Raw genomic sequence first — 13,643 nt, forward strand, 5'->3', positions numbered from 1 at the left:
TGCGACCCAAAGGAGGGAGCCATGGTTCAAACCCAACACGCTGAGGCCGATACCGGCCGCGCCAGATCCGGTGTCGAGCGCCTCAAAAGCATCTTGGTAGGACTGCTGTTGGCCGCGGCGATCTTGTATGCGGGCGTCCTCGGATACATGTTTTTCAACCAGCAATCTCTGCTGTACAAACCCGAAGGTACGTTACCGGATCCGGCTTCGGTGGGGTTGGCGGATGTTGATGCGCTATCGCTGACAATGGCTGATGGTACTGCCCTGACGGTCTGGGCAGCACCCGCTGCAATCCCGGATGCACCGACCGTCCTATTCTTCCACGGCCAAAGCGGCAATCTGGGGGACCGTGCTGAACGGCTGCGCGAAATCCTAAACTCGGGCTATGGGCTGCTTGCCCCCAGCTATCGCGGCTTTCCGGGCAGCGAAGGCGAGCCCTCGGAACTGGCGCTGATCTCTGATGGAGTTCAGCTCTATGACAGGCTGGCGGGTCAGGGCAAAGCTGTGGTGCTGCACGGTCAGAGCCTCGGCACCGGCATTGCTGCCGCTGTGGCAGCCGAGCGTCCCGATGCAGAACTTCTGGTGCTTGAGGCCCCGTTCACTGCAACCGTTGATGTCGCGGCGGAACGCTATCCTTTCCTGCCGGTCTCAGCCTTGATGAGGGATCAGTTCGCCACACGTGATCTTATCGAACAGATCTCGGTGCCGACGTTGATTTTTCACGGCACCGAGGATGAAACTATTCCACTGCATCACGGAAAAGCTCTGGCCGAGATGTCCGATACCGCGCAGATTTACGTGATCCCCGACGGTACCCACAACGATTTGTGGTCGCATGGCCTATGGGACGAGGTGCAAAAGAAACTGTCGCAGTACTGAGTTTATAACACCCGCCCAGCCACAGCATCCAGCTTGGCCAACAATTCCGGATCGCGCTTTTCAGGCGCGGTCAGGATGGCATACTCCAGCGCCTGGTCGCAGCCATGCGGGCAGGGCGCACGGTCGGTCCCCAGCAGAGTGGGCAGACCTTTGACCAATGCCCGGCCTTTTTCCGCATTACCGGTCAGCGTGGCGATGATCGCGGCCACGTCGACTTCACCGTGATCAGGGTGCCAGCTGTCATAGTCGGTGACCATGGCGATTGAGGCATAACAAAGCTCGGCCTCGCGGGCGAGTTTCGCTTCGGGCATGTTGGTCATGCCGATCACGTCGCACCCCCATTGTTCGCGATATAATTTGGATTCCGCCAATGACGAGAATTGCGGTCCTTCCATCGCCAGATAGGTTCCACCTCGGTGGATGGTGATGCCAGCCGTCTTGCCAGCAGTCTCGCAAGCGTCCGACAGGCGCGGGCAGGTCGGATGCGCAACACTGACATGGGCGACGCAGCCAGTCCCGAAAAAGCTCTTTTCACGGGCAAATGTTCGATCGATGAACTGATCCACGATCACGAAATCACCCGGCGCCATATGTTCGCGGAACGACCCGCAGGCCGAGACCGAGATCACATCCGTTACGCCAAGCCGTTTCAACGCGTCGATATTGGCGCGATAGGGCACCTCGGTCGGCGAGTGCACATGTCCGCGACCGTGACGCGGCAAGAAGGCCATTTCGACCCCATCCAGCGACCCGGTCAGGATCTGATCCGACGGATCGCCCCATGGCGTTTCTACTGTGACCCACTCGGCATTCTCCAGACCATCGATGTCATAAATGCCCGATCCTCCAATGACGGCGATTTTTGTTTGGGTCACGAGTGCTCTCCGTTGAAAATTCCTGCTGTGTGAGTTCTGCGGGCCACAGCTTCATTTGACAAGTGGGTTCAACGGTTTGTGTGCGCTTGGGTCAAGCTATGCGCAGGGCGCATATCAGGGTCCCGCCTGGCGCGGTATCTCAAGACCGGTTTGACCGCTAGAAGGCCCCTTTCGCGCGAACAAAACCGACCAACAGGACCGATCCATGCCCCGAGCCATGCTGGCAAGCTTTGCCAATCGTATAGCCAAACCCGATTTGCGCTGGGTCCCGGATGAGGGATTGACCTTTTCCCGCCTGCGTATCGAGTTGCTGTCCGGTCTCACCGTCGCCTTGGCGCTGGTCCCCGAAGCCGTGGCCTTTGCCTTTGTCGCCGGGGTGCACCCTCTGGTCGGGCTTTACGCAGCGTTTCTGGTCGGTCTGATCACTGCTTTGATCGGCGGTCGCCCCGGCATGATCTCGGGCGCGACCGGGGCGCTTGCGGTTGTCATGGTCGCACTGGTCGCACAACACGGGGTCGAATACCTGTTCGCAACGGTGGTGCTGATGGGGATTATGCAGATCATCGCAGGTGCGATGCATTGGGGCCGGTTCATCCGACTTGTGCCGCATCCGGTGATGCTGGGCTTTGTGAACGGCCTGGCGATTGTGATCTTTCTGGCGCAGCTGGGGCAATTCAAAGTGCCCGGAACCATGGAAAATACCGGCCACGGCATGGGCGGTGGCGAGTGGCTTTCGGGCGTTCAGCTCTACACAATGCTGGGTCTGGTTGCGCTGACCATGGCTGTGATCTGGATCATGCCCCGCATCACCCGCGTCATCCCAGCGCCTCTGGCCGGGATTTTTGTTGTCGCTGCTTTGGTCATTGGCATTGGGCTGGACGTCCCGCGTGTCGGTGATCTGGCTTCGATCGAAGGCGGCCTGCCCAGCTTCCATATACCTATGGTGCCGCTGAACTGGGAGACCTTTGAAATCATCCTGCCCTATGCCCTGATCCTTGCCGCAATCGGTCTGATTGAATCCCTGCTGACGCTAAACCTTGTGGGTGAGATCACCGGCAAGCGCGGTGGTGCTTCGCAGGAATGTATCGCGCAGGGCACAGCGAACGTAGTCACCGGTTTCTTTGGTGGTATGGGCGGTTGTGCGATGATCGGTCAGTCGATGATCAACGTGAAGTCAGGCGGGCGCACGCGTATCGCAGGTATCGCTGCAGCGCTGTTTCTGTTGCTCTTCATCCTAGTGGGTTCGCCTCTGATCGAGCAGATTCCACTGGCCGCACTTGTCGGTGTGATGTTCATGGTGGTGATCGGAACCTTCGCCTGGAATTCGCTGAAGATCATGCGCAAAGTGCCTTTGATGGATGCGTTCGTGATCGTACTGGTGACAGTCGTCACCGTGATGGAAGACCTTGCGGTGGCTGTTGTGGTCGGTGTGATTGTCTCTGCCCTGGCTTATGCATGGAATAACGCCAAACGCATCCACGCGGTTACGCGCGACTCGGAAACGGAAGAAGGGGCGAAGGTCTATGAAATTCAGGGCCCGCTGTTCTTTGGTTCGTCCGAGGGCTTCGTGGAGCTGTTCGACGTAAGAAACGACCCCGAGACCGTCATCATCGACTTTGCAGCCAGCCGTGTGGTGGACCAATCCGCGCTGCAGGCTATCGAAAACATCGCCGCCAAATACGAAGCGGCTGGCAAACGCGTCATGCTGCGGCACCTGAGCCGTGACTGTCATACACTGCTGAACAAGGCCGGCCATCTGATGGTCGACAGCGATGATGACCCGGATTACGAACTGGCTGTGGATTATTCGGTCCGCACCGGTATTCTGGGCGGGCACTGAATACGCGAAAGGGCGGCCGGATTGGCCGCCTTATATCTCAGAAGCAATGCGCTCCAACGCATCGATATTGCCTGAAAGCAAGGCATCTTCGGCCCGAGTGATGGTTTCTGCGGGCCAATCCCACCATCGCAAGTCTTGCAGCCTTTCAATCACATCGCGATCAAAACGATAGCGCCGGACTTTTGCCGGATTGCCGGTAACGACTGCATAGGGTGGAACCTGACCCCGCACGACCGAGCCTGCGCCAACAATCGCGCCATTTCCGATCTGCGCTCCGGGTAAAATCAAAGCTCCGTAACCGATCCAGACATCGTGCCCGATAACGGTATCACGTGTATCAGGCTGGTAGCCTGACATGCGATCCGGATCGAAGATTGGAAATGGAAAGCAGGTCAAGCCATCGGTCGCGTGATTTGCGGAGGCAGTGATAAACCTTACTCCATGAGCGATTTGGCAGAACTTGCCCAGCATCAGCTTTTCTTCTGAAAAGGGAAACAGATACGGTGCAAGCCGCTGCGCCCAGTCCTTCGGTGCATCGAAATCCGACGCATAAGTGTAAGCTCCTGCCTCAAAGCGGGGATGATCGATGGCCTGAGACAGAAACACTGTTCCGTTGTGGCTAGAGCCGTCGGGCAGAACAATCGGATATCTGCGTGTACGATCAGGCAGTGGCATTAGTCATCCGGGCGTGAAAGGCTGAACAATTCTGTCACCACAGAATAGTCCCGATAACCCAACCGCGCGAGCGGGTTGAATGAGGTCACGTCAAGTTTGCCGTCACGGATGTGGTCATCGTGCAGGTGCACACCAGTGACCTCTCCGAACACCACCCGATTGGACTCACCCGGCAGAGTTACGATCTGAGTAAGTTTGCATTCCAGCGCTGCGGGCGCTCCCTCGACCCGAGAGCAATTTATGGTTTCGCATTCAACTGGTGTCAGCCCAGCATGAGCGAACTCGTCGACGTGCTTTCCCAAACCCTCTGAGCTGGCATTCATTGCGTCGCGATGCGCATGGGCTACCACGTTGACGCAGAATACCTTCGTGGCCTCGATATTGGCGATGCTGTCCTTGTCGCCATCCTGATCGTGTTTGGAGCCGGTTGAGGCGAACATCACCTGGGGCGGTGTATAAGCGACACCATTGAAGAAGGAATACGGGGCCAGGTTGTTGATCCCGTCAGCATCGCGCGTCGAAATCCAGCCGATCGGGCGTGGGGTTATGATGGCGTTGAAGGGGTTGTGCGGCAGGCCGTGGCCGTCTTCGGGGCGATAGAACATATGGACTCCAAGCGTTTGCCCAAGGCCTATCGAAGTGCTAGGGCGATTTCCAGCAAGGATAAGAGGGCGCGCGTGCAGCAATTCAAGATCAGGCCGGAAGAGCCGGAAGACTGGTGGGAAGTCGAAGCGCTCTATGACCTGTGCTTTGCTCCGGGGCGCGAGGCGTTATCGTCTTATCGTCTGCGCGATGACGTGCCGCCTGTCGCTGGCCTGTCGCAGGTCGCGCGCGATGGGCAGGGCATTCTGGCTGGTGCAATCCGGTTTTGGCCCGTGCATGTGGGTGAACATGACGCGCTGCTGCTAGGTCCAGTGGCGGTCCACCCGACCCATCAAGGCGAAGGGTTGGGCGGATATCTGATCCATCAGGGGGTAGAGGCCGGGCGCGCCAAAGGGTGGGATCGCGTCATGCTTGTGGGCGATGCGCCCTATTATGCCCGGTTCGGGTTCACCCCGCTGCCGGGTGTCGAAATGCCTCCGCCCACCAACCCTGATCGCATACTGGGTTTGGAACTGACCCCCGGAGTTTGGTCCGAAATTCAGGGGCTTGTTAGTCGCTGGACCCGTTGACCCATTGAAAACCCGCTGCAAAGTCCCGATGTTTTCAGGACAGGAGGGCACAGATGCAGGACGTGGTTCTTGTCGAAAAACTCGATCCCGAGGCCGAGCTTGATCGGCTTGCGCAGCTGTACGGTGCGGCAGGTGGCGCAGGAGTGAATCTGCTGAACAAGCTTGGTGGTTCGGCGGAATCCTTATTGGATCAGTTACCTAAGCCGGTGCGAGAAGGTCTGACCGAAGCAACCGAACAGGCGCTTTGGCTTGCCATGCATGCGGCCGAAGGCTCTCGGCGTGCCGTGCCGGACCAGAAACCATGGGTCAACACAGCCTTAACTACTGCCATGGGCGCAGCCGGAGGTCTGGGTGGAGTGTCCACAGCACTTGTCGAGCTGCCCGCGACAACCGCCATGATGCTGCGCGCGATCCAAGGCGCAGCGATGCGGGAAGGATTTGATCCGACCGCCGAGAACGTGAAATTCGACTCGATCCGAGTGTTGTCAGCCGCAGGTCCTTTGGCCGAGGATGACGGGGCTGATCTGGGCTTTTTCTCAATGCGCATGACCCTGACCGGACCGACCATGCAACGCCTCATTGCGATGGTGGCGCCGCGCTTGTCCGTAGTGCTGGGCCAGAAGCTGGCGGCGCAGTCTGTACCGTTGCTTGGGGCGCTTGCCGGGGGCGGTACAAATTTTGTCTATACCCGCTACTACCAGCAGATCGCGCATGTGCATTTTGGGCTGCGTCGATTGGCGATTGATGCCGACATCCCTCATGACGAGCTGGTGCGGCGTTTGTCGGGGCGGATGGCTCTGAACAAGGGGGCTTTCCCGTAAAGCTTGGCAGACTCTGCCGGATATGATAAATATCACTTTATAAACCGCAACATAAGCGGAGCGAGCAGTGGATATGAACCGTGTTTGACGGGCGCAGTATTGATGCGATTGCCGGGCTTTCGGCAGAAAACCTCTCCCTTTCCGGGGCGCTGCCTGTTTATGCACAATCCGCTGCGCTTTGCTATCGAACCAATGATGACCTGCCAGAGATTTTATTGATCACAACGCGCAGGGCACGGCGCTGGATCATTCCCAAGGGTTGGTTGATCAACGGGCTGACCCCGTCTGAAACAGCCGCCCGCGAGGCCTGGGAAGAGGCTGGTGTTTTGGGGCAGTGCGGAAGCGAAAGCCTTGGTCGGTTTGCCTATATCAAGAACCGGCCTGGCAAGCCATCGGCGCTGTGTCTAGTTGATGTGTTTCCGCTGCATGTGCAGCGATTGGAGGCGCAGTTTCCCGAAGCGGGTGAGCGCAGGCGCAAATGGGTTTCGCCCAAAAAGGCATCGTTGAAGGTGTCGTCGCCCGATCTTGCTGCGCTTTTGGGCGGATTCGGGTTGCATCGGCAATAGCGGGCCAAGATCAAGACTTGATATTGCCATGTTGGTCGGTATCTATTCGCCAACCGGACTTTGGATGTGATATGATTCAATACGCATTGAAATGCAGCAATGACCACAGCTTTGACAGTTGGTTTCAATCCGCAGCCGGCTTTGACAAACTGTCAGCGGCCGGGTTGGTAACCTGCGCGGTATGCGGCTGCGACAAGGTGGAAAAGGCGGTGATGACACCGCGTGTCCGGCCTGCGCGCAAGGCGGTGACCGAGGTTGCACCAGCGCAGCCTTCTGCGGATGAGATCAGCATGGCAACACCTTCGCCCGAGATCGCTGAGGTCCTCAGCGAACTGCGTCGAAAGGTCGAGGAAAACTCGGACTATGTGGGCAAGGATTTCGCCAAAGAAGCCCGCAAAATCCATCTGGGGGATGCGCCCGAGCGCGCGATCTATGGTGAGGCCAAGCCCGAAGAGGCGCAATCGCTGATTGAAGACGGCGTGCCGGTCGCACCGTTGCCGTTTGTTCCTAGCCGCAAGACCAACTGACCCATGCACATCGTTATTACGGGCACGAACCGAGGGATCGGGAAATCCATTGCGGATCAGTATCGTGCAGAAGGTCATGAAGTGACCGGAACTGCCCGGGACGGTAGCGCAGATATCGTGCTGGATGTCACGGACCCAGAACAGCACGCTGCAATGGCCGAGCAACTGCGAGGCCGCCAGATTGACCTGCTGATCTGCAATGCGGGCGTTTATCTGGACAAAGGACACGACATTAGTGGCTATCCCGCCGAGATGTGGGCGCAAAGCTTCGCCGCCAACGTGACAGGCGTGTTTCTTACCATCCAGTCCTTGTTGCCGAACCTGCGAACCGCGCGGGGCCGGATCGCCATCGTTTCGTCTCAGATGGCGTCACATACGCGCGCGCCGGGTGGCAGCTATATCTACCGTGCGTCAAAGGCGGCGGCGCTGAATTTGGGCCGCAACCTGGCGACTGACCTACAGGCGGATGGCATTGCGGTGGGAATCTACCATCCGGGCTGGGTGCAGACGGACATGGGCGGAGCTGCGGCAGAGATCACGGTCGATCAGGCGGCAAACGGCTTGATCGAGCGATTTGCGGCTCTCTCGCTCGATACTACCGGTTGTTTTGAAACTTGGGATGGTCGGGCGCACCCTTACTGAGAGTTCAGGGCCGCGTTGGGGATTTCGTAGACTTCACCGGGATCAATGAAGATCACCATGATATCACCGCGTGTCTCATAGGTCAGTTTCGATGTCGAACTGCTGGAATCCGGCACACCTTTGGTGAAGTAAATCCGCCGAACCTCGCCAGTGTTCAACTGAACCGCCAACGTCGCCGTTCCATCTTCGCGCTTCCGCAATTCGGCCGGACAACTGGCCAGTGTATCACCTGCCAATGCAGCGCATGGAACGGTGCCTAATGAGTTCTCGCCATCCGTTCCCGATAGGGTGGCCACTTGGGCATTTGCGGCAGTCGAAACCAGGCTTAGGGCAAGGGCAAAGCGGAACATTGAAATCCTCGTGGAATAAGACTTTGACCGAACGCTTACACCACGCACGACCAAAGTAAAGCACTGCGGTGCAGACTTTGCCCACTTGCCCTTGCGCCCCCCCTCGCATAAGAGGCACGGGATCAGAAATTCAAGGCGCGGAGACACTAGCCCCCATGCCCGTACTCGTGATGAAATTCGGCGGCACATCGGTCGCCAATCTGGACCGGATCCGCCGTGCTGCCAAACGGGTTGGTGTCGAGGTAGCCAAAGGCTATGACGTCATCGTCATCGTTTCGGCGATGTCCGGCAAGACCAACGAGCTGGTGGGCTGGGTCGATGAAATCTCTCCGCTCTATGACGCGCGCGAATATGATACCGTTGTCTCCTCTGGTGAAAACGTTACAGCTGGCCTGATGGCGCTGACCCTGCAGGAAATGGACATCCCGGCGCGCAGCTGGCAGGGTTGGCAGGTGCCGCTGATCACCAACGGTGCCCATTCAGCGGCCCGGATCGAAGAAATCCCGCCCGAGAATATCAACCAGAAATTCGGCGAAGGGATGCGCGTTGCGGTGGTCGCGGGCTTCCAGGGCATCAGCCCCGAAGGACGCATTACCACGCTGGGTCGGGGCGGATCGGACACCACGGCTGTGGCTTTTGCCGCCGCTTTCGAGGCCGAGCGCTGCGATATCTACACGGATGTGGACGGCGTCTATACGACCGACCCGCGCATCTGTGAAAAGGCGCGCAAACTGGACAAGATTTCGTTCGAGGAAATGCTCGAACTGGCCTCGCTGGGGGCCAAGGTGCTGCAGACCCGCTCGGTCGAGCTGGCGATGCGCTACAAGGTGAAACTGCGCGTTCTCTCAAGCTTTGAGGAACAATCCGACGAGGCTGGTACGCTGGTCGTCGACGAGGAGGAAATCATGGAATCCAATGTAGTCTCGGGCGTGGCCTATTCGCGGGATGAGGCAAAGATGACCGTTGTCTCGGTTGCCGACCGTCCCGGCATTGCCTCGATCATTTTCACCGCACTCAGCGATGAAGGCATCAACGTTGACATGATCGTCCAGAACATCTCGGACGAAGGGCGTACCGACATGACGTTCTCCTGCCCGACCAATCAGGTGGCACGCGCCGAAAAGGCACTGCTGGCGATCAAGGAACAGGGTGAGCTGAACTATGCCGAGCTGGTTGCGGACGAAGACGTCTGCAAGGTGTCGGTTGTGGGGATCGGTATGCGCTCGCAATCCGGTGTTGCGGCCAAGATGTTCAAGATTCTCTCGGATGAGGGGATTAACATCAAGGTCATTACAACCTCCGAGATTAAAATTTCCGTCCTGATCGACAGGAAATACATGGAACTTGCGGTTCAGGCACTGCATGATGCTTTTGAACTGGACAAGGCGGCCTGAGCATTCAGCCACGTGTCCCGTCTGAAACCGTAACGTGGGTGGGCCATGGCGGAAGGCACGGAAACAGAATCCCGCAAGCTGCTTGGGCGGCTGCGCGAAGAGATGGCGAGCGAGGCCGCCGGTCAGGAACGTCTTGACCGGATCACGCATCTGATTGCCGACAGTACCGCGCGCGAGGTCTGCTCGATCTATCTGTTCCGGGATGAAGATACGCTCGAGCTTTGCGCCACCGAAGGTCTGTCCCCCGAGGCGGTGCACAAGACCCGGATGCGTATGGGCGAAGGGCTGGTCGGTCGCGTCGCCAAATCCGGCAAGGTGGTAAATACGGCTGATGCGCCCTCGGCCAAGGGCTTTCGATACATGCCGGAAACCGGCGAGGAACGGTATTCGTCGTTCCTGGGTGTTCCGGTGCAGCGTCTGGGGCAGAAGCTTGGCGTACTGGTTGTGCAGTCACGGGACGCGCGTGAGTTTTCAGCGGATGAGGTCTATGCGCTGGAAGTGGTCGCGATGGTTCTGGCTGAAATGGCCGAACTGGGCGCGTTCGTGGGCGAAGGCGCAGCCTTGTCACCGCTGCACCAGCAATCGGTGCAACTTACCGGTGGCCCGGCGCAGGAGGGATCTGCTGAAGGCCATGTCTGGCTGCATGAACCTCGTGTTGTTGTCACCAATCCCATTGCCGAAGACCCGCATCGTGAGCGTGAGCGGCTGACCGAGGCCGTTGAAGAGCTACGCGTCGGCGTCGACAAGATGCTTGAGATTTCTCAGGGCGGCGACAAAGAGCAGTTGCAGGTTCTGGAAGCCTACCGGATGTTCGCCAACTCCAAGGGTTGGATGCGCCGGATGGAGGAGGACATCGCTCTTGGTCTCAGCGCAGAGGCGGCGGTCGAGAAAGAACAATCTCAGGCGCGGGCCCGCATGGGGCAGGTCACCGATCCGTATTTACGTGAACGGTTGGCCGATCTGGACGACCTCAGCAATCGGTTGCTGCGAATTTTGACTGGACAGGGCAACGGCAACGGGGCTGACCTGCCGCCCGATCCGATCCTAATTGCGCGAAATATCGGCCCCGGTGATCTGCTGGAATATGGCCGTTCTCTCAAAGGGATCGTATTGGAAGAAGGCTCGGTCGGAAGCCATGCCACTATCGTGGCGCGCGCGTTGGCGATCCCACTGGTGGTGCATGTAGGCCGCATCACCACCGAAGCGCTGAATGGCGATCACATATTGGTGGATGGGGATAGCGGTGTCGTACATCTGCGCCCCGAGGACACCGTCGTCAGCGCGTTCCGCGACAAGATCGCGATGGAGGCCAAGGCGCAGGAACGCTACGCCTCGATCCGTGAAACGCCCACCGTCACGCAGGATGGTGCGCGAATCAACATGGTGATGAACGCGGGCCTGATGGCCGATTTGCCCTCTCTCAGTACCTCTGGTGCCGAAGGGGTGGGCCTGTTCCGCACCGAGTTGCAGTTTCTGATCCGCAATCAGATGCCCAAGCGATCCGAGCTGGTGACGCAATACAAACGTGTCCTGGATGCCGCGGGCGAAAAGCGCGTGGTGTTCCGTACACTCGATATCGGGTCAGATAAGGTTCTGCCTTATATGAAACATGTGGAAGAGCCGAACCCGGCGCTGGGCTGGCGGGCGATCCGGGTGGGTCTGGACAAGCGCGGCGTGATGCGGATGCAGTTGCAGGCGCTGATCCGCGCAGCTGATGGCCGCCCGCTGACGATCATGTTCCCCTTCGTGGCGCAGGCTGACGAGTTTCGCGAGGCACGATGGGAGGTCAAGAAAACGATCGAGCGTGAACGGCGTCTGGGCCATGTTCTGCCTGAATCGCTCGAAGTGGGGGCGATGCTGGAAACGCCTTCACTTGCCTTTGCGCCGCAGAAGTTCTTTGACGAAGTCGGCTTTATCTCGATCGGTGGGAACGACCTGAAACAGTTTTTCTTCGCCGCCGACCGCGAAAATGAACTGGTTCGCCGTCGCTACGATACGCTGAATGTCAGCTTTCTGAGTTTCATTGAACGTATCGTTGAGAGATGCTCGATCTCGGACACACCGCTCAGCTTCTGTGGCGAAGATGCCGGTCGCCCGGTCGAGGCGCTGTGTCTCGCGGCCATGGGCATCCGTACCCTTTCGATGCGCCCGGCCTCAATCGGGCCGGTCAAAAGCCTGTTGTTGCGGTCGAACCTTCAGGATGTGCGTAAAATTATCGCCGATGCCCGCCATCGTGGGGAACAATCCGTGCGTCCGGCGGTGATGGACTGGCTGCGGACGCAGTCCTGACTGATCTTCCGCGATGCCCGCTGCAAATCCGCGCTTGATTTTTGCGCTCAGGTTTTCTATTCAGCCGGTGAATGTTAGCGATAACATAGCTAATGACGCACATGCGTTTTAATCCCGGGCTGAAACCTTGCTTATGCTGGCGGGGAATTCGAAAGGAGCCTTGCAATGGTCTCACGCGTAATTCCGGTAGATCCGTTCGACCTTGTGTTGTTCGGCGCGACAGGCGATCTGGCGCAGCGTAAAATCCTACCGGGCCTCTATCATCGCTTCGAAGTCGGCCAGATGCCTGAGGATGCGCGCATCATTGGAACCGCCCGATCCGACATGGACAGTGACGGGTTCCGTGAACAACTGCGTGCGTCGATGCAAGAGTTTGCGCCGGGTTTCAAAAAGGATACGCTTGATCGCTTTCTGTCCCGCGTCGAGTATGTTCCGGTAGATGCGCTTGGCGATGCGGGTTGGTCTGACCTAGCGAAAACGCTGCGACCGGATGTGGTACGCGCCTTCTATCTGTCAGTAGGCCCAAGCCTTTTCTCGGGCATCGCCCAACGTCTGAACGAGCACGGCCTGTCCACACCTGACAGTCGTATCGTGGTCGAGAAACCCTTTGGTCACGATCTGGCATCAGCCAAAGCGTTGAACGAAGGGCTGCGGGCCTGTTTTGAAGAACATCAGATTTACCGGATCGATCATTATCTGGGCAAGGAAACCGTGCAGAACCTGATGGCGCTGCGCTTTGCCAACTCGCTTTTCGAACCGCTCTGGAACGCCACTCATGTTGATAACGTCCAGATCACCGTGGCCGAAACCGTGGGCGTCGAAGGGCGCGGTGCTTATTATGATCAGTCCGGCGCGATGCGCGACATGATCCAGAACCATCTGGTTCAATTGCTGTGCCTGACGGCGATGGAACCGCCTTCGAAATTCTCACCCAACGCGGTGCGCGATGAGAAAGTCAAAGTGATCGAAGCGCTGGAGCCGGTGGAACCCAAGGATATCGCTCGTGGTCAGTACCGCACTGAAAAAGGGGGCGATGGCTATCTGGATCACGTCGGCAACCCCGCCAGCCGTACCGAAAGCTTCATTGCGCTGAAGGCGCATATCGGCAACTGGCGCTGGGCCGGTGTCCCGTTTTATCTGCGGACCGGCAAGCGCCTGCGCGCACGTGAATCCGAGATTGCAGTGTTCTTTCGCGATCCGCCGCATACGATTTTTCCGAATGTCGGACCATTGCATGGCAACGTGCTGGTGATCCGCCTGCAACCGGACGAAGGCATCACGCTACGCACCACCATCAAGGAACCGGGGCAGGGCGGGTTCCGCCTGTCCGACGTTGCACTCGACATGAGTTTCGCTGATGCGCTGGGCGATGACGGCCAATCCCCGGATGCCTATGAACGCCTGATCATGGATGTCATCCGCGGCGACCAGACTTTGTTCATGCGCGGCGATGAGGCCGAGGCCGCATGGGCCTGGGTCGATCCCATCATTCACGGCTGGGAAGAGCGTGGAGATAAGCCCGCGAAATACGATCAGGGCAGCTCGGGGCCTGAAGAAGCATTGATGCTGATGCATCGCGATGGACGCCGCTGGCGTCAGATCGGAGGGTAATC

General features: G+C 58.4%; 14 protein-coding genes. 10 read left to right on the forward strand and 4 right to left on the reverse strand.

Translation table 11 applies throughout. The annotated features are described in order from the left end of the window. Positions 1-21: 21 nt before the first annotated feature. Positions 22-879 (forward strand): alpha/beta hydrolase, encoded by an 858-nt coding sequence (locus I5192_RS02655; RefSeq protein WP_223117686.1) that lies wholly within the window; start codon positions 22-24, stop codon positions 877-879. Between the two features lie 2 nt (positions 880-881). On the opposite strand, the gene I5192_RS02660 is transcribed toward I5192_RS02655, so the two are convergent. Continuing rightward, positions 882-1,754: an S-methyl-5'-thioadenosine phosphorylase gene (locus tag I5192_RS02660; protein ID WP_223117687.1), complete on the reverse strand. Its 873-nt coding sequence runs from the start codon at positions 1,752-1,754 to the stop codon at positions 882-884. 205 nt (positions 1,755-1,959) lie between these two features. Between I5192_RS02660 and I5192_RS02665 the strand changes: the two genes are divergently transcribed. Next, complete coding sequence (locus I5192_RS02665; RefSeq protein WP_170564740.1) at positions 1,960-3,594, forward strand: SulP family inorganic anion transporter; 1,635 nt, start codon at positions 1,960-1,962, stop codon at positions 3,592-3,594. 30 nt (positions 3,595-3,624) lie between these two features. Here the strand turns inward: I5192_RS02665 and I5192_RS02670 are convergent, their stop codons facing one another. Beyond that, positions 3,625-4,269, reverse strand: a complete 645-nt coding sequence (locus I5192_RS02670) for a CatB-related O-acetyltransferase (RefSeq protein ID WP_223117688.1) — start codon at positions 4,267-4,269, stop codon at positions 3,625-3,627. Next, positions 4,269-4,874, reverse strand: a complete 606-nt coding sequence (locus tag I5192_RS02675) for a flavin reductase family protein (protein ID WP_223117689.1) — start codon at positions 4,872-4,874, stop codon at positions 4,269-4,271. Before I5192_RS02675 ends, I5192_RS02670 begins: the two co-directional genes overlap by 1 nt. Before the next feature lie 72 nt (positions 4,875-4,946). On the opposite strand from I5192_RS02675, the gene I5192_RS02680 reads away from it, so the two are divergent. The 5 genes from I5192_RS02680 (at position 4,947) to I5192_RS02700 (ending at position 7,997) form a co-directional block, all read left to right on the forward strand. Next, positions 4,947-5,441 carry a GNAT family N-acetyltransferase gene (locus I5192_RS02680; protein ID WP_223117690.1) on the forward strand — a complete coding sequence of 165 codons (495 nt, stop codon included), beginning with the start codon at positions 4,947-4,949 and terminating at the stop codon, positions 5,439-5,441. A gap of 53 nt (positions 5,442-5,494) precedes the next feature. Beyond that, positions 5,495-6,262, forward strand: coding sequence for an EcsC family protein (locus tag I5192_RS02685; RefSeq protein WP_170404266.1), 768 nt, complete (start codon positions 5,495-5,497; stop codon positions 6,260-6,262). 80 nt (positions 6,263-6,342) lie between these two features. Continuing rightward, the gene (locus I5192_RS02690; RefSeq protein ID WP_170736487.1) at positions 6,343-6,828 is read left to right on the forward strand and encodes an NUDIX hydrolase; all 486 of its coding nucleotides are present in this window, start codon (positions 6,343-6,345) and stop codon (positions 6,826-6,828) included. Between the two features lie 71 nt (positions 6,829-6,899). Next, a complete protein-coding gene (locus I5192_RS02695) occupies positions 6,900-7,355 on the forward strand; it encodes a DUF1178 family protein (protein ID WP_170736481.1) in 456 nt (151 codons plus the stop codon). 3 nt (positions 7,356-7,358) lie between these two features. After that, positions 7,359-7,997 carry an SDR family NAD(P)-dependent oxidoreductase gene (locus I5192_RS02700; RefSeq protein ID WP_223117691.1) on the forward strand — a complete coding sequence of 213 codons (639 nt, stop codon included), beginning with the start codon at positions 7,359-7,361 and terminating at the stop codon, positions 7,995-7,997. On the opposite strand, the gene I5192_RS02705 is transcribed toward I5192_RS02700, so the two are convergent. Beyond that, positions 7,991-8,347, reverse strand: coding sequence for a hypothetical protein (locus tag I5192_RS02705; RefSeq protein WP_223117692.1), 357 nt, complete (start codon positions 8,345-8,347; stop codon positions 7,991-7,993). The genes I5192_RS02700 and I5192_RS02705 overlap by 7 nt on opposite strands. A 155-nt stretch (positions 8,348-8,502) precedes the next feature. Between I5192_RS02705 and I5192_RS02710 the strand changes: the two genes are divergently transcribed. The 3 genes from I5192_RS02710 (at position 8,503) to zwf (ending at position 13,641) form a co-directional block, all read left to right on the forward strand. Continuing rightward, positions 8,503-9,741 (forward strand): aspartate kinase, encoded by a 1,239-nt coding sequence (locus tag I5192_RS02710; protein ID WP_223117693.1) that lies wholly within the window; start codon positions 8,503-8,505, stop codon positions 9,739-9,741. 45 nt (positions 9,742-9,786) lie between these two features. Beyond that, positions 9,787-12,030 (forward strand): phosphoenolpyruvate--protein phosphotransferase, encoded by a 2,244-nt coding sequence (gene ptsP, locus I5192_RS02715; RefSeq protein ID WP_223117694.1) that lies wholly within the window; start codon positions 9,787-9,789, stop codon positions 12,028-12,030. A gap of 165 nt (positions 12,031-12,195) precedes the next feature. Further along, on the forward strand, positions 12,196-13,641 hold the full coding sequence (zwf, locus tag I5192_RS02720; RefSeq protein WP_223117695.1) for a glucose-6-phosphate dehydrogenase: 1,446 nt from the start codon (positions 12,196-12,198) through the stop codon (positions 13,639-13,641). The last annotated feature ends 2 nt before the right edge of the window (positions 13,642-13,643 follow it).

The sequence above is a fragment of the Ruegeria sp. SCSIO 43209 genome, from assembly GCF_019904295.1.
Classification (GTDB): Bacteria; Pseudomonadota; Alphaproteobacteria; order Rhodobacterales; family Rhodobacteraceae; genus Ruegeria.